We start from the raw sequence: 20,892 nt of genomic DNA, 5'->3' as shown, positions 1-20,892 counted from the left end.
CCGAGGGCTGCGGGGCCCCTCAGTGCCTGTGCGAATGATGGGCATCCGGCACGTGGGCGTGGCGGTGCCGCACCGGACCGTGGACGTGCACATGGCTGTGCGGCCCCGCGGGCATGGGCTCATGGGCGTGCCCATGGTGACCGTCGTCATGGGTGTGGGCGTGCTCATGTTCCAGGAACTCGTGCGCATGCTCGTGGTGATGCGACTCCATCAAATGAACGGCTACCCCCAGCAGCATCAGCACGCCCCCCGGCAGCATGCCCCACCCCCCGGGGCGATCCCCCAGCATGAGCGCCAGCGCCGCGCCCATGAACGGAGCAAAGGCAAATACCGATCCCGTGCGTGCCGCCCCGAACGCGCGCTGTGCAAGCAGGTAGAAACGCAGGCTCAGGCCATAGCCGCTCGCACCCACGGCCAGAAGCCCCAGGGCGGGCCCCGCTGCGGGAGCGGGCTCGTCCGTCAGCCAGGCCAGCGCCAGCGTGGCGGTGACGCCCAGCACGGCCTTCGCCACCACGACCTGCCCCGGGTCACGCTCCGCCAGCGCACGTGACAGCGTGTTGTCCAGGCCCCAGGCTGCCGTGGCGCCCACAACGACCATCAGTCCCCAGAACTGGCTGCTGTTTCCGCTCTGCCCCTGGTCCAGCACGAGGGCGATCCCGCCGGCCAGCAGCAGTGCCACGGCCAGTCCCACTCTGCGGTCCATGGTTTCGCCGTAGAGGCGCCAGGCCAGCAAGGCCGTGAACAGCGCCTCCAGGGTCAGCATCAGCGACGCGCCGGTGCCGCTCGTGCGCTGCAGACCCCAGGCCAGGGCCACGGGGCCGATGATGGCGCCCAGCAAGGCCATCGCCAGCAGGCGCGGAAAGTCTGAACGCCGCAGGCGCGCCTCCCGCTCGGCGGGCTGGCGCAGCAGTGCGCCGATGAAGGCAGCGCCTGCATAGAGCAGCGCCGCCGTGGTGAACGGGCCAACGCCCAGGCCGAGTTTCTGCACCAGCGGCGTGCTGATGCCAAACAGGACGGCCGCCAGCAACGCAAGCAGGCCGCCCCGCAGGGCGGGAAGGGTGTGGGTCGGATCTTTCATCAGCGCTCCATTCTTGCCCATCGGCCCGATCGGCGCCCCCGCCCTGCTGGCATTCTTCTTTCTTTCCCGCCTCCAAAAAAGCTCCGGCCAGGGCGCTGTTCGCACCCGCAGCGCTGGCCCTTGCCTGCCATGTGTGGCTACAAGCTCGAGCCCCCATCGACGACCAACTGGACCCCGGTGATGTAGGACGAATCGTCCGAGGCAAGAAACAGCGCGGCCTTGGCGATGTCCCAGGGCGAACCCTGGCGCCCCATCGGGCATCGCGCATCACGGGCCCGGTGGCCGGCTGCAGCCTCTTCCGCGCCGCCGTACAGAGCGTCGGCATGGGGGGTGCGGATCATGCCGGGGATGATGCAGTTGCAACGCACCTGGTCCGCGGCATATTGCCGGGCAATGACACGGGTCATGTGGTTCAGGCCGGCTTTGGACGTGCTGTACGACAGAAACTGCATGGGACTCCACTTCAGGCTTGCCGTGGACGAGACATTGATGATGGAGCCCGACTTGCGGGCGCGCATCCCGGGCACCACAGCACGTGACGTGGCCATCGCTCCGCGAAGGTTGATCTCCATGACCCGGTCCCAGTCCTCATCCTTCACCTCCAGGAGGTCGCCCTGCATTTCAATGCCCACGTTGTTGTGCAACACGTCGATGCGCCCGTGCTGCGACAGAAGCTGGCGCACGACATCGTTCACTTGCGCCGTGTCGGTGACGTCCATCTGCACGGCCTGGGCGCGGCCGGATTCCCCGTGAATCATCTTTGCAGCGAGCCCGGCGGCGTCCAGCGAGCGGTCTGCACAAACCACGATCGCGCCTTCCCGCGCGAAGGTGAGCGCACACGCGGTCCCATTGCCCACCTGCCCTGCGTCCGTGAAGTCCTTGCGCAGGGTACCGGCACCCGTGACGAGCACCACCTTGTCTTTCAGTTTCATAGCCCATCCTGTGAGGAAACGTTTCCTCTCATGCTATGCCAACCTCGTCATGGAGCGGATGGGGATAACCCCACGGTCTCGCGGCTCGCTGGGTGAATTTGTGCAACGGGCCTATTGCCTTAGGGGAATTTCAGAAATCAACACCTGTCGGCATGGCAGGGTAAACCCCGGTCAACCCTTTGGCAGAATCTGCGCAAAATAGCGCAAACGTTTCCACAACAAGGAAAAGGACCCATGACCAACGAAGAGTTGCGCCAGGCGCGCATCCAGACCGTGCGAGACCACATGGCGCTGGAGTGCACCCAGGACTGGGACGGTGTCATCGACACCTTCGAGCACCCGCGGTATGAGATGTATGGCAATGGCGCTGTCTACGACGGCGAAGAGCAGGTTCGCGCCTACTTCCACGCTTCGCGCCAGGCCTTCCCGGACCAAGCCAACGAAGTCATCGCCATCGCCGCCGACGATGCACAGAACACCGTGCTGGTGGAGTTCTTCCTTTTCGGAACTCACCTGGGCGAGTTCCGCGTGCGCGACAGGACGTTTGCGCCGACCGGCAAGAGCTTCAAGGTGCGCATGGCGGCCACGTTCCTGTTCAAGCCGGGCTCGGCGAAAATCATCTGCGAGCGCCCCTACACCTCGCCGGACCTCAAGCTTCAGCAACTCGGGCTCCTGTAGGTGCAACACCCACCCCTTCAGGCCGGCGCGCTAGATGGTCGCGCACGACTCCCGCTCGATGAGCCGCATCTCCACAACGGCCGAACGGGGGCCTGTGGATTCGTCTCGCATCTGGGAGAGCAGCAGCGAGGAGATGTCGCCCGACAACGCCTTGATGTCCCAGGCCAGCGAGGTGATGGACGGGCTGTGCAGTTCCGAGAAGTCCGAGTCGCCGATGGATATCACGCTCACGTCTTTCGGGATGGCCCGCCGAGCGCTGCGTATCGCGGCCAGGACGCCCGCCAGAATCTTCGTGCCCAGGCACAGGAAGGCCGTGGGCCGCTCTCCCGGCATGTTCAGGAGCATCTGGGCCCGCTCGGGAGGAAAGTTCATCGACGAATCCGCCAGGCAAATCAAGCTGGGGTCGAAGCCTATGGACGCTTCCACGAGGCAGTCCTGATAGGCCCGGATCCGGTCCTTGATGGGCTGGATCTGGCTGCCCGGTGTCAGAAGGGCGATGCGCCGGTGGCCCCTGGCAATCAGATAGCGCATCGCGGAGCACGTGCCCTGGTAGTGGTCGACCTTCACCGAACTCAGTGCGTTTCCTCCATCGCGGTCGAACAGAATTGTTGGCGTGCCTTTGATTTCAGACACCAGGTGCGCGATGGAGTCGGTTTGGCACGGGCCAAGAATGATGCCGTCGACCTCTCGGCTCTTGAACAGGCGCACGAGGTTGACTTCGGTCGAGATGTCGTTGTTGGAACTGGCGACAAAGCAGGCGTAGCCACTTTCGGACAGGCTGCGCTCGAGTGTCTTGACCAGGCGGCCGTAGAACGGATTGGAGATGTCGCTCACGATAACGCCCACCGCATGGCTCTGCTTGGAACGCATGGCCCGCGCAATCGCATTGGGCTGGTAACCCAGGCGCGCCGCAACCTCCTGAACCTTTTTCACCGTGTCTTCACTGACACGGCCCGCCCGGTTCATGGCCCGAGATGCGGTGCTGATCGAAACGCCCGCCACGCGAGCCACATCGTGAATGCTAACTGCTGCCATCGAATCCGCCGTCCGTTCAAATCATTCAATCGCCGCAATTTTACGCCTATTTTTAGTTTTTGCGGAAACGTTTCTTCATATTAACGCGGACAGGATACCCCATGGCAACCCCCACCTCGCTGACCCCACAAGATGAGCTGCTCACGGTCAATATCAGGAACATGGACTATTTCCCGGGCGGAGCACCGGGCTCGGAAATCATTCCGCTCTTTCTCGACCGGGAAAATGGAATATGGGTGCTTTATGGGAAATTCGCCCCTGGCACCAGGCTTCCAAAGCACTTCCACACGGGTACGGTGCACTTTTTCACCACCAAGGGGCAATGGAACTACGTCGAGTACCCCCAGAACCCGCAGACCGCCGGGAGCTACCTCTATGAGCCGGCGGGCTCCATCCACACTTTTTGCGTGCCTGACGACGCACCGGAGCCGGCGGAAGGATTCATGGTCGTTCACGGAGCCAATGTGAATTTCGATGGCGAGGCCTTCATGAATGTCCGCGATGCAGGGGCCATCGAAGACGGGATATTGAATTATGCAAGGACACAAGGGCATTCCATACCCGCATATATCTCACCCAGGGCTGCCGGATACAAAAACAGATAATCCCGGCCTGATTTTCAACCGCAAAAGGAGACATGATATGAAGTCGCGCAGAAACGTTCTGAAAACCACTGCGGCGGTCGCCGCCTCGGTGTTTGCTCCTGCCCTGTCATGGGCGCAAGCCAAATGGACGGCGAAAAAGCCGATTCAATTGATTGTTCCTGGCCAGGCGGGGGGCAACTCCGACATCTTTGCCCGACTGATCTCCAACGCCATCGGCAATGCCCTGGGCCAACCCATCGTGGTGGACAACAAGCCTGGCGCCTCGGGAACCCTGGCATCGGGCATTCTGAGCAAGTCGCCAGGAGACGGCCACTACCTGCTGGCCGCCAGCAGCGACACCCATACCATCTACCCGCACTTCTTCAACAATCCGAACTTCCGCCCCGAAGGCCACGTCCCCGTGGCCGTGCTGTGCTTCGTGCCGTTCGCGCTGGCCGTGCGCAAGGACCTGGACGTGAAGGACGTTGGCGAATTCATCGCGCTCGCCAAGCGCCAGCAAGTGAGCTTCTCGACCTGGGGCGTGGGCACCACCGGCCAGGCCGCCATGATGCTCTTCGGCCGCGCCGCCGGCACCAGGGAGATGCTGCACGTGCCGTTTACCGGCAGCGCTCCGGCTATTCAGGCGCTGATGGCTGGCCAGGTGGATGCCATGATGGGCGCCGTTCCACTGATTTCATCGGCACGCGCACACCTGAAGCCGCTGGCGGTCATGTCCAGGAACCGATCGCCGGCGATGCGCGATGTCCCCACGATGGACGAGGCAGGGCTGGTCATCAACGAGACCAAGGAGTTCTGGGTGGGCATCATGGCGCCGCCCGGAACCCCCGCCGATGCCGTGCACACCATCGCCGACGAGGTGCGCAAGGCGATGGCCCTTGCGGCCGTGAAGAGCCGCATCGAAGAGCTCGGTGCCATCGCCGAATTCGTCGGGCCGGAGGACTTCAAGAAGGTCATCTCCCACGAGTTCGCCCAGTGGGCCCGGATTGCCCGTGAAGCGGGTGTGACGCGCCAGAACATTGGCTAGGTGCACGCATGTCGTCATCCGTGCTTTTCCTGCGATGAAACAGCTCCACCTGGGCAACACCACGGTCGACAAGGTCGTGGAAATCGACAATTTCTGGGTAGACCCCACTTGGCTCTATCCCAACATTGAACCGTCAGCGGTCTTGAAACACCAGGAGGCCTTGGGCCCGACGTTGATTCACCCAGAGACGAAGAAACTCAACCTGAGCTTTCACAGCTATCTGGTGCGCACGGGGACGGCCAATATCCTGGTGGACACCTGCAACGGAAATCACAAGGACCGGCCCCGCGCGAAGTGGCAGCACATGTTCAAGTCGCAGGAGTACTTGCGCAATCTGGCACGCCTGGGCCTGGGCCCCGAGGACATCGACATGGTTCTGTGCACCCACCTCCACACCGACCACGTGGGGTGGAACACCGTGCTCAGCGACGGCCGATGGACGCCGACTTTTCCCCGCGCAAAGTACATCTTTGCACGGGAAGAGTTCGAACATTTCCTTCGGCAGCACCAAAGCGGGCCGGAATTTCCGGTGGGCCAGGGCTCCTTCCTGGACAGCGTGCTGCCGGTCGTGGAGGCAGGGCAGGCCCTGTTGGTCGACTCCAACCACACGGTGGATGGAGACCTGGCCAAAGGCGTCTGGTTCGAGGATGCCAAAGGGCATACGCCAGGCCACGTCACGGTCCATGTGCAGGACAACGGACAGCACGGGGTCATGACGGGCGACATCTTCCATCACCCCATCATCTTCCTGGAGCCCGGGCTCATCAACACCGGCGACTGGAACCCCACGCTGGCGCGGGAGACGCGGCAACGGCTTTGTGAGCGATTTGCCGACACATCGTCCGTCCTGCTGACGATGCACTTCCCCGCGCCGACCGCCGGCCGCATCCATTCATGCAGTCACGGCTTCAAGTTCAAGTACCTCAGCTGACGGGCCAGTGCAACCCCAAAAAGGAGACAACCGATGACGAAGACATTCAAGCTATCTCGCGTTCTTGCCGGCCTCGTGATGCTGGCGAGCGTGGCGGCCCTTGCGCAAGGCAAGGACTATCCCCACCGTCCCATCAAGCTCTTGCTTCCCTTGTCCGCGGGCAGCGGCGGCGACGCCCTGGGCCGCCTGGTCGCCGAAGCGATGGGCAAGCGCTTGAACGGATCGTTCTTCGTTGAAAACAGGGTGGGGGCCGGCGGCACCATCGGGGCCGCCCAGGCGGCCAAGTCGCCGAGCGACGGATACACCATCACGATGGGAGGCATGACGTCCCACATCATTGCGCCGGCCGTCTATGCGAAGCTGCCCTACGACCCCGTGAAGGACTTCACTCAAATTGGCCGCATCGGTACCGCAGGGGTCGTGGTGGTTTCCACGATGGCATTTCCCGCCAAGGACCTCAAGGGGCTGGTCGCGCACTCCAAGACCCTCGACAAACCGCTTCAGTACGCGACCTGGGGTCATGGTTCCACCGGTCACCTGTGTGGCGAAGTCATGGTTCAGAAAGCGGGAGCGAAATTCGACCACATCCCCTTCAAGTCTTCGTCCGACCTGGTCACAGGCCTTCTGGGCAACCACATCAACGTGGCGGTGCTCGACATGGGCACCGCGTCGCCCCTCGTGAAAGCAGGCAAGATCCGGGCGCTGGGCATCTGCGGAACACGCTCGCCCAGCATGCCGGACGTGGGGACCTACCCGGACCAAGGCATTGATTTCAAGAGCGAGCTCAGCTGGGTGCTGTTGGCCCCCGGGGGGTTGCCGGCGGAGTTGACGCTCAAGCTCACGGAGGCGCTGAAAGAATCGTTGGCGGACAAAGGCGTTGCGGACCGGATGCTGGAACTCGGAATACAGCCGGCCTACCTGCCGCCAGCGCAACTGCGCCAGCTGATGGCCGAAGACGTGGCAACCTGGAAGCAGGTGGCGGAAGCCGCGAACGTGCTGCCAAACTGAGCGCCACGCCCACATTCCTGCCAAGGCGGCGGATGCGGGCCGATTCTGCGAGTTGGCTCACTCGCGGGAAGCTGGGGACCACGGCGCAGGAGCGGTCACCGCACTCGCGGCCTATCGCCGCTGGCAAGGATGCGCTGCACCAACAAAAAGGGCTCCCAAAGGGAACCCAGTTTGCTTGTCATCAGTGCGGGTCTGTTCAAAACACTCCCCATGGCAGCGGCACCCGCGAAGTGCCGCCACCATGGGAAGGCCCGCAACTGCGTCAATTCAATTACATGGCGCTGAATTCGCCCGAAGGGATCTGGCCGGTGCGCACGGCTTCGGCAGCCTGGGCACGCACTGCGGCGCGGTCGGCCGTGGACTTGTAGGTCACCACACGCGAACCGGCGGGCTCGATGGAGCGGGTCTGTGCCACGGTGGCGGCTTCGGCTTGCACTTCGGCGCGCGTGCGGTTCGTCTCGAACTTGGTGGCGAACTGCGAAGCATCGGCTTCATCGGCCTGGGCACCGAAAGAAGCGAAAGCAGCCACAGCGGCGATGGAGAGGAAACGTGCGGTCGTGTTCATGATGAAAATCCTTGAAGTTAAAAAAGCGTCTCAAAAAAGCCGGGACAAAAACCATTTCTGAACCGGGTTCGGTGAGTCGCCTTGCGGGTTCGGCTCATCGATGGGTTGAACTGTACGCCTGGGGTATCCAAAGAAAAACCACCTGGTCGCGAACTAACTGTTCCAGTATTGAGAACAATCGAAAAGGAGCGCAGCTCCCCAGACCATTCTCAACAGCAAGCCGAACATCAACGCCTCGCCCTCCCATGTCCAGGCCCGCCTCAGTCGAGGGACACACTGGCGCTCTTGACGATGGCCTGCCAGCTTTTCAGGTCGTTGGCCAACAAGGTGGCCAGTTCTGCCGGCGTGGAGGCGACGGGCTCCGCACCTTGTTCTTTCAAACTCCGCACGACAGCGGGATCTGCCAGCACTTCGTGAAGCGCCTGGTTCAGGCGGCCAAGGATCGGGGCAGGCAGCCCCTTGGGCGCAAAGACGCCGAACCAGGAGTCCACGACCATGTCTTTCAGGCCGCCCTCCCTTGCGGTGGGCAACTGAGAAAAAACAGGGGATCGCTGAGCGCCGGTGACGGCGATCGCTCGCAACTGGCCCGATTTGATGAAAGGCAGTGCGGTGGGTATGGTTGAAAACATGACCTGTGTCTGGCCCGCCATCAAATCCGTCAGCGCGGGAGCGGCGCCTTTGTAAGGCACATGGGTCATGGAAATGCCGGCCTGCTGCGACAGCATTTCCCCCGCGAGGTGAAAGATGCTGCCGGGCCCGGCCGAACCATAGTTCACTTTGCCCGGATGGGCCTTCGCATAGGCCACCAGTTCAGGCAAAGTCTTGATCGGAAGTGTCGGGTTGACGACCACCACGTTGTTGACACGCGCCACGAGCGACACCGGATCAAAGCTGTTCACGGGATTCCAGGACAGCTTTTTATACAGCGATGGATTGATCGCATTCGTTCCGTTGTAGCCCATCAGCAAGGTGTAGCCATCGGCCTTGGCGTTGGCGACTGCCGCCGCGCCGATGTTGCCGCCAGCACCGCCACGGTTGTCGACGATCACGGGTTGGCCCAGCTTCTTGCCCAAACCATCCGCCACGATGCGGCCGAGGATGTCGGTGGTCCCACCCGCCACGAAGGGCACCACGAGGGTGATGGGCTTGTTGGGGTAGTCCTGCGCACAGGCAAGTTGCGTGGCGAGCGGCAGTGCAACTGCCAGAGCGGCCTTGGCGGTCGCGGTGAGAACGGATCGGCGAGATGTAGCGTGCATGGTTTGTCTCCTATGGATGTGGCGAGTCCTCGGGCCGCGAGGAGGCGGCCCGAGCTCGGGTTTTCGCGAAAGTGGGAAAGGTCGTCTAGAACGACGCCTCGGCCTGCATGGACACCGCGCCGTCCGGCTGCGCAGTCCACAGCGTCAGGCCATCGCCGCTGGAAGCCGCATTGACGGTCAGCGGGGTGCCGAGCAGATTGGGCTGCACGCCGCGGTAGCGGAATTGCCGGAGCGGCCGCGTCCCCAGTCGTGCCGCCAGCCCCGCCAGGAGGGTGGCCTGCAGCGGTCCGTGCACGACCAGGTTGGCATAGCCCTCGACGTTGCGGCAGTAGTCCAGGTCGTAGTGGATGCGATGGCCGTTGAAGGTGAGCGCCGAGTAGCGGAACAGCACCGTGGAGGTCGCCTCGAAAGGTTCGCTGTGGCTCGGTGCCGGCATGGCCACCGCGGCGGCGCGCGTCGTGCCAGGCGGCGTGGGTTGCTTGTAGACGATGTCGTGGTCTTCGGTGATCGCCACCGTTTGGCCATCGAGAATCTCGTGCCGCACCGTGACGAAAACCAGGTCGCCGCTGCGGCCGCGCTTGTGCTCGACCGAGGTGACGGCGGAGCGCTTGCGCACCGTGGTGCCCAGCGCCACCGGTGCGTGGAACGCGAGGCGACCGCCTGCCCACATCCGGTTCGCCAGGGGCACCGGAGGCAAGAACCCACCCCGGGCCGGATGGCCATCGCGGCCGAGTTCGCTGGCGGGAAGCCCTTCCAGGAAATACAGCCAATGCCACAACGGCGGCAGCGGCGTGCCTTCGGCGAATTGCGCCTGCGGCAGCCCCAGCGTGGCGGCCATGAGGCGGGCATGGCGTACCGACAGCGTGTCTTCTGCGACAGACTCCCGGCCCATCCAGGTTCGAAGGAAATCCAGATCGATGGCGCTGCCATCCGAGGTGTTCAGTGTGCTCATGGAGTGATCTCGTGTCATGCGGGAAGGAATTCGGCGCGCACGGCGGCGCCGTGCTGGTCCAGACCTGGCGCGGCCGTGAAGCGCCCGCTGTCCCAGGGGGCGCGGACGGGCGGTGCGACCAGGTCGAGTTCCTTGTCGCCGACAGCCATGGGCCAAGTGCGCAGCGCGGGGTGCCGGGCCATATCGGCAACGGATCGCACCTGGCCGTAGGCGGTGTTGGCGACCTGCAACTGCTGCAAGGCCTGCGCAAGATCCAGTTCAGCGAACCTCTGGGCGATGAGTGCGTTGATTTCCAGGCGGTTCTGCACACGCAGGTAGTTGCTGCTGAAACGCTCGTCCTGCGCCAGCGCGCCCTGCCCCAGGAAGGATTCGCAGAAGTTGTGCCATTCGCGCTCGTTCTGGATGCTGATGACCACGCTGCCACCATCGCGCGTGGCGTAGGCCCCGTAGGGGGCGATGGAGGGGTGCTGCAAACCCTGGCGCGTGGGAGCGCCGGCACCGTAGATCGCGTGCACGTACGGCACCGTCATCCAGTCGGCGGCGCCATCGAAGAGCGAGACGGAGATGCCGCAACCCTTGCCGGTGCGTGCGCGCGAGGCCAGGGCGGAGACGATGCCGATCGTCGCATTGAGGCCGGCACCGATGTCGCAGATCGACACGCCAATGCGACCGCACGCCTCGGGGGAGCCAGTGATGCCCGCCAGGCCGCTCTCGCATTGCACCAGCAGGTCATAGGCCTTGAGCGTGCTGGCGGGCCCCTCGGCGCCATAGCCGCTGATGTCGCAGGTGATGAGCCGGGGGTGGCGCACGCGCAGTGCGTCGCTGTCGAGCCCGGCGCGGGCCAGCGCCCCCGGAGCGAGGTTCTGCACGAAGACATCGGCCTTCGCCAGCAAGGCGTCGAGCACCGCGCGGTCATGCGGCTGCTTGAAGTCCAGCGCCACGGATTCCTTCCCGCGGTTGGTCCAGACGAAGTACGAGGCCTCGCCGTTGGCCGCACGGTCGTAGCCACGCGCGAAGTCGCCTTCGGGGCGTTCGATCTTGATGACCCGTGCGCCCATCTCGACCAGCCTGCACGTTGCGAGCGGTGCCGCCAGGGCTTGCTCCATGGCCACGACAAGAAGACCTTCGAACGGTTTTTTTGAAGGGGCGGTCGACGCCAAGGAGGTTGAAAGCAGTTCGGTGTTCATAGGCCGAAGTTTCAAACTCTGCGTCTCTGCCAACAAGCGAGTTTTTCCAAACCCAGCCTTCGTCTCGCGCGAACGCTCTTTGTACATACTAGGCGCTACTAAAGCTCCTGTGCGGGATCAATTCATGCGCTACGACTTGATGGATCTGAGAGTGTTTCTGGCCGTGGCCGATGCACAGAATCTCTCCCGCGGCGCCGCCCGCTGTTTTCTGGCACCGTCTTCAGCCAGCCTGCGCCTCAGGGAGCTTGAGGAAGCCGTCGGGACACCACTCTTCAAACGCCATGCCCGCGGAATGGAACTCACGCCGGCTGGAGCCGTCATGCTGGAACACGCCCGCCGGTGTATTGCTCAGCTCGAACAGATGCATGCCGACCTGGCGCCATTCGCTGATGGAATTCGAGGCCACATCACCCTGTTCGCCAACAACAATGCCATCAGCAGTCACCTGCCTGGCGATCTGGCGCGATTCTTCGCGCGCCATCCATCGGTGCGCATCACCCTGGAGGAGCGGCCGAGCCTGGACATCGTGACAGCCGTCATGGCAGGGCGCGCCGATCTCGGGGTCGTGGCCGTCGAACAACCGCACTCGGAACTGCGCTACCTGCCTTACCGAGAAGACGAACTGATTTTGCTCGTGCCACGTTCCAGCCCGCTGGCGGGACGCGGCAGCATCAATTTCGGCGCGTGCCTGAGTGAGCCTTTCGTCAGCCTTCAGTCCGGCATGGCCCTGCACACATTTCTGGCCAATCACGCGGTGGCGCTGGGCGGCAAATTGGATATCCGGGTGCAGGTATCGGGCTACCGCGCCATCGCGCAGCTCGTGGCCTCCGGGGCTGGCATCGGCGTCGTGCCACGCTCAGCGCTCCAGGATGCTGACCTGCAGCACCTGGCAGTGCTTGATATCAAGGAAACCTGGGCCATGCGCCATCTGCAGATATGCCTTCGGGAGCAGACCCTGCGCAGCCCTTTCGTTGCGCAGTTCATCGACACACTGTGCGAAGGAAACGCAAGCTCCTGATCACGGGCACCCGGCGGCCACGGGTTCATGCATGCTGGACACTGTCCAAGCGACTGCTCAATGTGACCTGGCGGTGGCCAGCCCGGCCGCAGTTCTCATGGATGTTGCCGGAAGGCCTTGGCGCAGACACGGCGTCAGCGACCATCTGGTCCAGTTTCACGAGCAGCTCTTGCGAAGTGGTTGCGACGATGTGCCCGGCATCGGTCGGTACCAGCCCCCCCTTGCGGCGATAGAAGAGCACAACGCCCAGGCGCTCCTCAAGAATCCTCAAGCGACGGCTGGCACACATGACCGACATGTGGCACAGCGGAGACGCATGCGTCAACGAACCTGTTTGCGCGCAGGCGACCACCAGCCGCAGGGACAACAGGTCCAGCCGAGCCATGTTGGTGGAGGGCGCCGACACCTTCTTCACCGATGCGACTTCATTCGCATTGCGCGACATTCACGCCGCATCCAGGGCTGTTTCGCGGGCAGCGCGCATGCATGGCGCCTGGCGCGCGCCCCACGCCGAAAATGCGGATGGCATATCTCATGGCTCCGTTCAACGGGAAAGGGCACTCCAGGACCTCTACAGAATCAACAACGCTCGGAAGTCATTGACATTGGTATGGGTGGGCCCGGTGACGAAAAGATCCCCGAGCGCCGAGAAGTAGCCGTACGCGTCATTTCTCTCCAGGTGATCGGCCAGCGTGAGGCCAGCCCCGCGGCCACGGGCGATCGTGTCGGGCATCACGAAGGCCCCCGCGTTGTCTTCAACACCATCGATTCCATCGGTGTCGGCTGCCAGCGCCCAAACGCCTGGCTCCCCCTGAAGAGCGTGGGCTAGCCCCATGCAGAACTCTCCCGCTCTCCCACCTCGGCCACGCAGGCTGCCAGCAGGTTGGGACCTGACCGTGACCGTGGTCTCTCCGCCAGAGAGCAGCAGCAACGGGCTCGTTCTGGAGTTGCCATCGCGCAGGGCATATCTTGCCAACGCAGCATGCACTTTGCCTACCTCCCGCGACTCGCCCTCGATGTCGTCGGAGAGGATGCGCGTCTCCATGCCCAGGCGGCGCGCTTCCTCGGCGGCTGCCAGCAATGATTCGTGGGGCGTGGCAATGAGGTGCACGCTGTTCCGCGCAAAACGCTTGTCTCCCGGCTTTGGGGTTTCCAGCTTTCCCTCGGCCAGGGCTGCGTGGACCGCCTCAGGCACCGCGATGGAGTAGCGGGCCAGGATGTCGAGTGCGTCACGACAGGAGGTGGCGTCCTCCACCGTGGGGCCGCTGGCGATGACCGAAACGTCGTCGCCGAGCACGTCGCTGATCGCGAGGGTGACGACCTGCGCGGGCCAGCATGCCGCAGCCAGCTGCCCGCCCTTGAGGCGCGACAGGTGTTTGCGGACACAGTTCATCTCCCGGATGTCGGCGCCACTTTCCAGCAGCTCCTTGTTGATGCGTTGCTTGTCGGCCAGATCGAGTCCGGCGACCGGGAGGGTGAGCAGCGCCGAGCCACCACCCGATATCAGGCAGACCACGAGGTCGTCCTCGCAGAGGCCCCGGGTCATTGCATGGATGCGCACGGCGGCGGTCCGGCTTGCTTCGTCAGGTACGGGATGAGAGGCTTCCATGATCTCTATGCGTTCCGGCAATCCCTTCGGGCGCGGCGGGGTGTGGCCATATCGCGTGACCACCAGCCCGCTCATTGGCGCACCCTCGGGCCACGCCGCCTCCAACGCGTGCGCCATCGCCCCTGCTGCCTTTCCGGCTCCCAACACCAGCGTGCGGCCTTTCGGGGCAGGAGGTAGATGGGCCGCCAAGGTCTCCGACGGCTGTGCGCGCCGCACCGCCACCCTGAAGAGGCGCTCAAGAAGCGCTCGGGGGTCGGCAATCGGGTTCACGCTGCAGTCCCCACCACGTTGACGGGCTCACCACGGACAAACGCCTCCAGGTTGTCGACGAGCTGGTCTGCAAGGCCCTGGATGGCTTCCTGGGAAGCCCAGGCGACGTGCGGGGTCAGGATGAAGTTCGGCAGGTCCAGGAGCGCCATGAAGGGGTGGTCGGCTGGCGGCGGCTCGGCGGAGACGACGTCGAACGCCGCTCCGGAAATCTGCCCGCCGCGCAGGGCGGCGGCCAACGCTGCCTCGTCCACCAGGCCGCCCCGTGCCGTGTTGACGATGAGCGGCTTGCGCGCCATCTTGGCGAACTCTTCGGCGCCCAGCATGTTGTGGCTCTGAGCGTTCAGCGGGCAATGGAGCGTGATGATGTCGGAACGCGCAAGGACGTCGTCGAATGGGGTGTAGAGGCTGCCCTGGCCAGAACGGCCCTTGAAGGCCGAGAAGAGCACCTTCATGCCGAGCGCGCGCCCGATGGCCGCCACCGCATTGCCAAGCACGCCGTCGCCCACGATGCCCAACGTGGAGCCGGCGAGGTCGCGCACGGGGTAGTCGAAGTAGCAGAACTGGCCTGACTGCTGCCACCGGCCAGCCTTCACCGATTCCCGGTAGGCACAGATGCTCCGCCGGAGCGCGAACATCAGCGCAAAGGTGTGCTCGGGAACTGTGTTTCCAGCGTAGTTGCGGATGTTGGTGACCGTGATGCCATGCTGGGCGCATGCCTTCAAGTCGATGTTGTCGGTTCCGGTGGCCGCCACGGCCACCAGCTTCAGCCTGGATGCCTGCTGCAGGGCCTGGGCGCCGAGCTTCACCTTGTTGGTGATGACGATGTCGGCGTCCGCGATGCGCTGCGCCACCTCGCCAGGCTGCGTGTTTTCGTAGCTCACGAGCTCATGCTCGAACAAAGGTGCGCGCAGAGTGGTGTCAGGGGACAGCGTGGAACGGTCAAGGAATGCAATCTTCATGGCGGTCCTGGCAGCGGCCAGCTTAGTAGTGGAGGCGAATAGGAATGTGGAAACGCAAAAATCAGCTGTCCCCCATTGCAGGGACAGCTGACGAGAGGGTCTACGTCGAGAGAGGCAAAGGTCTAGTCAACAACCGCCCCCGACGCCTTGACGATGGGTGCCCATCGGGCAATGTCTTCCTGCAGCAGCTGCGCAAGCCGTGTCGCCCCCCCGCTCAGCGGCTCGACGCCTGCAACCTTGAATCGCTCCAGCACATCGGGGGCGGCGACCGCGGCGGTGACCCATTGGGTCAGCTGGGATACCACGGGTGCTGGCGTGCCACGTGCCGCGAACAGGCCTACCCAGAGGTCTCCGACGTAGCCAGGAACCACTTCGCTGATGGAGGGCACGTCGGGAAGCGCGGGAGACCGCTTGGCGGAACTCACGCCCAGGGCGCGCAGCTTGCCGCTCTTGATGAACTCGATGCACGAGGGCAGGCTGGCGAAGGCCACGGGGACCTGTCCACCCATGACGTCGGTCAACGCAGGTGCCACACCGCGGTACGGAACATGCTGCAGCGGCACGCCCGTGCTCGTGGAAAGCATGGCCCCCAGGAGGTGGTTCAGCGAGCCGTTGCCCGCGGAGGCGTACTGAATCTCTTCCTTGCTGGCGCGAGCCACCTTGATGAAATCGGCCAGGTTCCTGGCGGGAAAGGATGCATTCACCACCAACACGTTGGGCACGACGCCCACGGGGGCGATGGGCTCGAAGTCCTTGACCGGGTCGAATGGCACCTTTTTATACAAGGCAGGGTTGATGGCCTGTGTGCTGCTGATGGTCAACAGCAAGGTGTAGCCATCCTTGGGCGCGCGCGCAGCGAAATCGGTGCCGATGTTCCCGCCGGCGCCGGGACGGTTGTCCACGATGATCCGCTGGTTGCTCAGCTCGCTCAGCTTCTGGGCCAGGATGCGGCCGACCGTGTCGTTGGTGCCACCGGGCGCCTGCGGCACGACGATGGTCACCGGCTTGGACGGGTATGTATCGGCAAAGGCATTCAAGCCCAGCAGGCCCGTTGCGGCCAGGACGCTGAACTCGCGGCGTGTTGGATTCATGGTTGTCTCCTGTATTTCTGGTGTGGGGAACGGGGTTCCTAGAGCTGCGCGAGCAGCTCCTGGGCACGGAGGTACACGGGCTTGTCGACCATGGCTTCATCGAGCTTGATGGCTCCTTCTCCGCGGGCGAACGCCTCGTCAAAGGCATCCACCACTCGCTGGGCCCGCTGGATTTCGTCGGCGGTCGGCGTGTAGCACTCGTTGACCACATCGACGAACTTGGGGTGCACGACGACGGCCCCCCGAAATCCCAGCCCGCGGGCACGCAGCACCACGGCACTGAAGTCCTCGGGAGTACCAAGCTCGGCAATCGATGCAATGAAGCCGATGGGTTGGATCCGGGCCGCACGTGCCGCGGTCAGGACGGCCATGCTGGGATAGAGCAATGCGTCGGCGGTCGGGAGGCCTCTGCAATCGAGCGAGTAGTCCTCACTGCCGAGCATCATCCCCATCACGCGGGGCGAAGACGCCGCGATGTCGTGGAGATGCGGCAAGGCCGCCGCGCTTTCAATCTGCAGGAGAAAGCGCACATGCCCCGGTGGCACCGACGCCGCTGCTTCCAGGTCCGTGACCATCTGCGCGATGATCTGAACGTCGCGTGCATGCTCCACCTTCGGGAGCACGATGATGTCCAGGCCGGGCAACACCGCGGATTTCAGGTCCACGACCGCGGTGAGCCAGTCGCCGTTGATGCGCACGGCGGCCAGCTTGTTCACCGCCTTCAGACGGCCCATCGAATCCGCGAGCCGCTCACGGGCAACCGGTCGCTGGGAAGGGTGGGTTCCATCCTCGAGGTCCAGGATGACAGCGTCGCTGGACTTGGTGACGGCGCTCCGCAGCAGCTTCTCATTGGCTGCCGGAACGAAGAGGAAAGAGCGGACAGTTTTCATGGCATCAAGTGGGTTGTGCGGCTGCAGCGGGACCTGCTTCGGCAGACGGCTTGGCGGCGCCAAACCAGGCGGTGTTGTCTTGGCCGAGCGCAGGCGCGCCGCGGCGAATAGGGGGGCGCTGCCCATTGATGCGGTAAGGCGCCGCATGGACGGATACCGTCCGGCCATCTGGAGCGACCTGGTCGACCAGAAGCTGGCTTTCGGCGATATAGGGATGCTCCAGCAGGTCCGCGATGTCACAGACCGGGCCGGCAGTGATGTCCCGCACCGCGAAGAACTCCAGCGCCTCCGGCAGCGTGAGTTGGGTGATGTGCCCCTGGATGAGCGCATCCAGGGCGTCTATGTTCTTCAGCCGCGCCTCATGGGAGGAAAACCGCGGGTCCTGAAGGCCTTGCGGGTAGCCGATGCCTTCGAACAAGCGGGCCAGCGTGCCCTCCATGCCGGCCGACAAGGCCACCCACTTCTCGTCGCGGGTCTTGTAGACGTTGCGCGGTGCATGGGTGGGCGAACGGCTGCCCGACCGCGGCGTCGACTTGCCCGTCAGCTGGAACTCCGCTGCCTGGGGCCCGAGGATGGAGAACAGCGGTTCGAACAACGACAGGTCAATCTCCTGGACCGATGCGTTCGCATTGCCACGCTGGCCATGGAGCGCGGCGAGCGCCAGCGCGGCGCCGTAGATGCCGGCCACGGAATCGGCCATGGCGAAGGGTGGAAGCACCGGCGGCAGGTCGGCGAAGCCATTCATGGCCGCGAAGCCGCTCATGGCTTCAATCAGCGAGCCGAAACCACCCTTGCTTGCAAACTGGCCCGTCTGGCCCCAGCCGGAGATGCGAACCACCACCAGCTTCGGGTTCAAGGCATTGAGCCGGTCCTTGCCGAGTCCCATGCGCTCCAGCGTGCCAGGGCGGAAGTTCTCGACCAGGATGTCGGCATCGGCCAGGAGAACCGTCAGCCTGGCCATGTCGTCCCCGGTGCGCAGGTTGAGCTCGACGCTGTCCTTGTTGCGGCTGTACGCGAGCCAGTAGGTGCTCATGCCTTCGCGCTGCCAGGCGCGCAGCTCGTCGCCCTTGCGCGGCGGCTCCACCTTGATGACCGTGGCGCCGAGGTCTGCGAGCACGTGGGTCAGCATGTTTCCAGACACCAGGCGCGAGAGGTCGACGACTTTCACCCCCGACAGGGGTTGCGTGCCGCCACGGGCCGAAGAGTGGTTTTGTGGGTTCATCAGTAGCTCCTGGGGCAAGTCTCTGTTTTCAGCTGATATCTGTAAAATACATTCGACATCTACTGGATATCGCAAAAATCAATATCAATGGAACTGCGCCAACTTCGGTACCTGATTGGGGTCTGTGAGGCGGGGGGCGTGCTGGCTGCGTCCAAGACCTTGCACGTGGCGCAGCCAGCGCTGAGCCAGAGCATTTCCTCGCTGGAGGGCGAGCTGGGGGTGCAGCTGTTCGTGCGGACGAACCGGGGAATGACCCTCACGGATGCGGGCCGCACCATGCTTGAACACGCGCGGGTTGTGCTTGCCGACATCGAGCGGGCCCGCAGTGCCGTTCAGCATTCGGCACTGGACATCCAGGGTGAGATGGCCGTGGGGTTGCCGACGACCGTGGCGCTGGTGGCAACGCTGCCCATCCTGCGCGCCACCAGGACGCGGTACCCGAAGCTGAAGCTCAAGATCATCGAGAGCCACAGCGGCTTTCTGGGCGAGTGGCTGCGCGCCGGACGGCTGGACCTGTCGGTTCTGTTCGTATCCGGCAATGAGCCGGCTTTCGAGTACCGCCTGCTTCTTGAAGAACGGCTCGCGCTGGTGACCACGCCCCAGGACACACCTGCCACCAGGGAGATTTCCTTGAAGTCTCTGGCCTCCCGCCCGCTCGTGCTTCCCGCCCAGGAACACGGGTTGCGCAGGATCATCGACAGGGTGTGCGCGGAGCATGGAGTGGAGCTGGAAGTGATTGCGGAGATTGACTCGCTGCCGAACATCAAGAAGGCGGTGCAGGAAGGCATGGCCAGCACCATCCTGTCGCCGGGCGCGGTTGCCGACGAGGTGCAGGCGGGCCACCTGGCGGTCACCACCATCACCCGGCCGCACATCCCGCGCCAGGTGGCATGTGCGACCTCGATGACGCGCCCCGTGACGCCGGCGACCGCGGCCATGATTTCGCTGGTGACCGAGGAAATGCGCTCGCTGGTTGAGCAAGGGCTCTGGCCAGCAGAGTGGATTGGCGACGCGCCTGCCTAGGTGGCCAGACAGCGGCGGGGATGCCCCTTGCGCAGGTGCATCAGCGCCCAGCTGAGCTGAAGTGGTCGCGCACGAAGTCGATGCCCTTGCCGTTGTAACCTGCGCGCAGGGCCGGACTGGCTCCAAACTCCATGTACGACTGCTCTTGGGCGCTGTACGGCTTCCAGGCACTCAAGCCCTGGCCGTTGGGGTCGCCGGTCTTTGCGAACTGCACCCAGGCATCCGCCATCGTTCTTGCGACGGTTGCATCGACAGCATTGAAGGGGCGGTTCTTCCCGCGGTGCGGTGACTGCAGTTGTCGAAGACGAACTGCAGCTCATCCCCGTGGATGGGCATTGCCGCCGCCTCATTGCGATGGCGGATGAACACGTAGCGGTAGCTTTTCAGGCCATGGTCCTGGTAACGCGCCAGCAGTTCCCGCGTGCCAAAGAGGTACTCCGTATCAGCGTAGAGGTCGGCCAGCGCCTGAGGAACCTTGTCGTCGCTGGCCACGGCGTACGCGGCCCAGGCTGCCTGCTCCCTGCCCTTGAAGGACTGCTGGACGAAGCCCTGAAAATCCGCCACGGTCTTGATGGACCAGTTGCGGGTGGCCCCGCCCCCTTCGTTCTCGTTGTTTCCAACAAGGATGGGGACCTTGGCGAACTTGCCGGTGGCGTACGCCTGGTAGTCGGGCGTCTTCACGGCGTAGCCATCGTTGATGATGCTCACCGGCCGTCCGGTGGCGAGAGACCGGCCAGAGGGCTGCTTCTTGAGCAATTCCACGAAGTCGGTAGCAGGGAGCTTGCGCAGCGCGCCCAGGTCGCTGCCGAAACGCAGCCCGTACAGCTCCGCATCCTTCAGCGCCATCGTCGGGCGCATCACACCCACGCTCTGCATGATCGCCTTCTGGAACGTGCCCTGGGCCATGTCCGTGGTCATGAGCGTGCTGATGGCATGGGCGCCGGCGGATTGGCCCATCACGGTCACCCTGGCCGGGTCGCCACCAAAGGCCGCGATGTTCCGCTGCACCCACTTGAGCGCGGCCGCCTGGTCCATCAGGCCGTAGTTGCCCGAGGCCCGCTGGGGCGACTCCGCAGTGAGTTGGGGGTGGGCCATGAAGCCCAGCAGGCCGAGGCGATAGTTCAGTGTGACGACGACCACGCCGCGGCGGGCAAGGGCTTCGCCATCGTAGGAGGGATGGGAGCCTGCGCCGTACGCGAACCCGCCACCATGGATCCAGACGATGACCGCCAGGCGTTCATCTTTGCGCCGGGCCGGTGTCCAGACATTCAGGTTCAGGCAGTCCTCGCTCATGCCACCGCGCTGCTCAGGGTACTCCTGCGGCTGGACGCAGTAGTCGCCGAACGCGGTGCTGTCGCGCACACCGGTCCATGGGGCGGCTGGCTGCGGCGGCTTCCAGCGCAGGTCGCCGGCGGGCGCGGCGGCGTAGGGGATGCCGTAGAACTTCTTCACGTCCGTGCCGTGGCCACGGACAACGCCCGACTCGGTCCGTGCCGTGGCGAGGCCGGTGTCAGCGCCACCACCGGGGGATGCGCAGGAAATCAGGAGGCCCATGGACA

At 64.2% G+C, this 20,892-nt stretch carries 22 protein-coding genes; 7 read left to right on the top strand and 15 right to left on the bottom strand.

What is annotated here, in order from left to right:
* Positions 1-19: 19 nt before the first annotated feature.
* Together AC1RCS_RS01845 and AC1RCS_RS01840 are read right to left on the bottom strand one after the other, a co-directional pair.
* Positions 20-1,078, bottom strand: coding sequence for a DMT family transporter (locus AC1RCS_RS01845; RefSeq protein WP_492245727.1), 1,059 nt, complete (start codon positions 1,076-1,078; stop codon positions 20-22).
* Between the two features lie 137 nt (positions 1,079-1,215).
* Positions 1,216-2,010 (bottom strand): SDR family NAD(P)-dependent oxidoreductase, encoded by a 795-nt coding sequence (locus tag AC1RCS_RS01840; RefSeq protein ID WP_218297355.1) that lies wholly within the window; start codon positions 2,008-2,010, stop codon positions 1,216-1,218.
* A gap of 234 nt (positions 2,011-2,244) precedes the next feature.
* Here AC1RCS_RS01840 and AC1RCS_RS01835 point away from each other — a divergent pair, with 234 nt between their 5' ends.
* On the top strand, positions 2,245-2,688 hold the full coding sequence (locus AC1RCS_RS01835) for an ester cyclase (RefSeq protein ID WP_218297356.1): 444 nt from the start codon (positions 2,245-2,247) through the stop codon (positions 2,686-2,688).
* Between the two features lie 30 nt (positions 2,689-2,718).
* Here the strand turns inward: AC1RCS_RS01835 and AC1RCS_RS01830 are convergent, their stop codons facing one another.
* Positions 2,719-3,723: a LacI family DNA-binding transcriptional regulator gene (locus AC1RCS_RS01830; RefSeq protein WP_218297357.1), complete on the bottom strand. Its 1,005-nt coding sequence runs from the start codon at positions 3,721-3,723 to the stop codon at positions 2,719-2,721.
* A gap of 101 nt (positions 3,724-3,824) precedes the next feature.
* Here AC1RCS_RS01830 and AC1RCS_RS01825 point away from each other — a divergent pair, with 101 nt between their 5' ends.
* The 4 genes from AC1RCS_RS01825 to AC1RCS_RS01810 are packed head-to-tail and all read left to right on the top strand — an operon-like array spanning position 3,825 to position 7,291.
* Complete coding sequence (locus tag AC1RCS_RS01825) at positions 3,825-4,328, top strand: 2,4'-dihydroxyacetophenone dioxygenase family protein (protein WP_218297358.1); 504 nt, start codon at positions 3,825-3,827, stop codon at positions 4,326-4,328.
* A gap of 37 nt (positions 4,329-4,365) precedes the next feature.
* Positions 4,366-5,352 (top strand): Bug family tripartite tricarboxylate transporter substrate binding protein, encoded by a 987-nt coding sequence (locus AC1RCS_RS01820; protein ID WP_218341341.1) that lies wholly within the window; start codon positions 4,366-4,368, stop codon positions 5,350-5,352.
* A 34-nt stretch (positions 5,353-5,386) separates the two neighbouring features.
* Positions 5,387-6,283, top strand: a complete 897-nt coding sequence (locus tag AC1RCS_RS01815; protein ID WP_492245728.1) for an MBL fold metallo-hydrolase — start codon at positions 5,387-5,389, stop codon at positions 6,281-6,283.
* 33 nt (positions 6,284-6,316) lie between these two features.
* Positions 6,317-7,291, top strand: coding sequence for a Bug family tripartite tricarboxylate transporter substrate binding protein (locus AC1RCS_RS01810; protein WP_218297361.1), 975 nt, complete (start codon positions 6,317-6,319; stop codon positions 7,289-7,291).
* 271 nt (positions 7,292-7,562) lie between these two features.
* Here the strand turns inward: AC1RCS_RS01810 and AC1RCS_RS01805 are convergent, their stop codons facing one another.
* The 4 genes from AC1RCS_RS01805 to AC1RCS_RS01790 all read right to left on the bottom strand — a co-directional run bounded on the left by AC1RCS_RS01805 (position 7,563) and on the right by AC1RCS_RS01790 (position 11,251).
* Positions 7,563-7,856: a DUF4148 domain-containing protein gene (locus tag AC1RCS_RS01805; RefSeq protein WP_369641186.1), complete on the bottom strand. Its 294-nt coding sequence runs from the start codon at positions 7,854-7,856 to the stop codon at positions 7,563-7,565.
* A 260-nt stretch (positions 7,857-8,116) separates the two neighbouring features.
* Positions 8,117-9,112, bottom strand: a complete 996-nt coding sequence (locus AC1RCS_RS01800; RefSeq protein ID WP_492245729.1) for a Bug family tripartite tricarboxylate transporter substrate binding protein — start codon at positions 9,110-9,112, stop codon at positions 8,117-8,119.
* Between the two features lie 85 nt (positions 9,113-9,197).
* Entirely contained in the window at positions 9,198-10,064 is an 867-nt protein-coding gene (locus tag AC1RCS_RS01795; RefSeq protein ID WP_492245730.1) for an HTD2 family dehydratase, read from the bottom strand.
* A gap of 14 nt (positions 10,065-10,078) precedes the next feature.
* Positions 10,079-11,251, bottom strand: coding sequence for a CaiB/BaiF CoA transferase family protein (locus AC1RCS_RS01790; protein WP_492245731.1), 1,173 nt, complete (start codon positions 11,249-11,251; stop codon positions 10,079-10,081).
* Between the two features lie 124 nt (positions 11,252-11,375).
* Here AC1RCS_RS01790 and AC1RCS_RS01785 point away from each other — a divergent pair, with 124 nt between their 5' ends.
* Positions 11,376-12,269: a LysR family transcriptional regulator gene (locus tag AC1RCS_RS01785; RefSeq protein WP_218297365.1), complete on the top strand. Its 894-nt coding sequence runs from the start codon at positions 11,376-11,378 to the stop codon at positions 12,267-12,269.
* 25 nt (positions 12,270-12,294) lie between these two features.
* Here AC1RCS_RS01785 and AC1RCS_RS01780 read toward each other — a convergent pair whose 3' ends face one another.
* From AC1RCS_RS01780 to AC1RCS_RS01755, 6 genes are all read right to left on the bottom strand, one after another.
* Entirely contained in the window at positions 12,295-12,714 is a 420-nt protein-coding gene (locus AC1RCS_RS01780) for a helix-turn-helix domain-containing protein (protein ID WP_218341336.1), read from the bottom strand.
* Between the two features lie 126 nt (positions 12,715-12,840).
* Complete coding sequence (locus tag AC1RCS_RS01775; RefSeq protein WP_492245732.1) at positions 12,841-14,148, bottom strand: glycerate kinase type-2 family protein; 1,308 nt, start codon at positions 14,146-14,148, stop codon at positions 12,841-12,843.
* Entirely contained in the window at positions 14,145-15,107 is a 963-nt protein-coding gene (locus AC1RCS_RS01770) for a D-2-hydroxyacid dehydrogenase (RefSeq protein ID WP_218297368.1), read from the bottom strand. Before AC1RCS_RS01770 ends, AC1RCS_RS01775 begins: the two co-directional genes overlap by 4 nt.
* A 122-nt stretch (positions 15,108-15,229) precedes the next feature.
* Positions 15,230-16,198, bottom strand: a complete 969-nt coding sequence (locus AC1RCS_RS01765; protein WP_218297369.1) for a Bug family tripartite tricarboxylate transporter substrate binding protein — start codon at positions 16,196-16,198, stop codon at positions 15,230-15,232.
* 38 nt (positions 16,199-16,236) lie between these two features.
* Positions 16,237-17,088: an HpcH/HpaI aldolase/citrate lyase family protein gene (locus AC1RCS_RS01760; RefSeq protein WP_218297370.1), complete on the bottom strand. Its 852-nt coding sequence runs from the start codon at positions 17,086-17,088 to the stop codon at positions 16,237-16,239.
* A 4-nt stretch (positions 17,089-17,092) separates the two neighbouring features.
* Positions 17,093-18,310 (bottom strand): CaiB/BaiF CoA transferase family protein, encoded by a 1,218-nt coding sequence (locus AC1RCS_RS01755; protein ID WP_218297371.1) that lies wholly within the window; start codon positions 18,308-18,310, stop codon positions 17,093-17,095.
* A gap of 87 nt (positions 18,311-18,397) precedes the next feature.
* On the opposite strand from AC1RCS_RS01755, the gene AC1RCS_RS01750 reads away from it, so the two are divergent.
* Complete coding sequence (locus AC1RCS_RS01750; protein WP_218297372.1) at positions 18,398-19,333, top strand: LysR family transcriptional regulator; 936 nt, start codon at positions 18,398-18,400, stop codon at positions 19,331-19,333.
* Positions 19,334-19,373: 40 nt separating this feature from the next.
* Here AC1RCS_RS01750 and AC1RCS_RS01745 read toward each other — a convergent pair whose 3' ends face one another.
* Together AC1RCS_RS01745 and AC1RCS_RS01740 are read right to left on the bottom strand one after the other, a co-directional pair.
* Positions 19,374-19,562 carry a carboxylesterase family protein gene (locus AC1RCS_RS01745; protein ID WP_492245733.1) on the bottom strand — a complete coding sequence of 63 codons (189 nt, stop codon included), beginning with the start codon at positions 19,560-19,562 and terminating at the stop codon, positions 19,374-19,376.
* A complete protein-coding gene (locus AC1RCS_RS01740; RefSeq protein ID WP_492245734.1) occupies positions 19,505-20,887 on the bottom strand; it encodes a carboxylesterase/lipase family protein in 1,383 nt (460 codons plus the stop codon). The genes AC1RCS_RS01745 and AC1RCS_RS01740 overlap by 58 nt, the downstream gene beginning before the upstream one ends.
* Positions 20,888-20,892 lie beyond the last annotated feature (5 nt).

The sequence above is a fragment of the Acidovorax sp. GW823-FHT01C06 genome (assembly GCF_058798375.1).
Note: the sequence above shows the minus strand (reverse complement) of the source record. Positions and strands in the feature narration are given on the sequence as shown.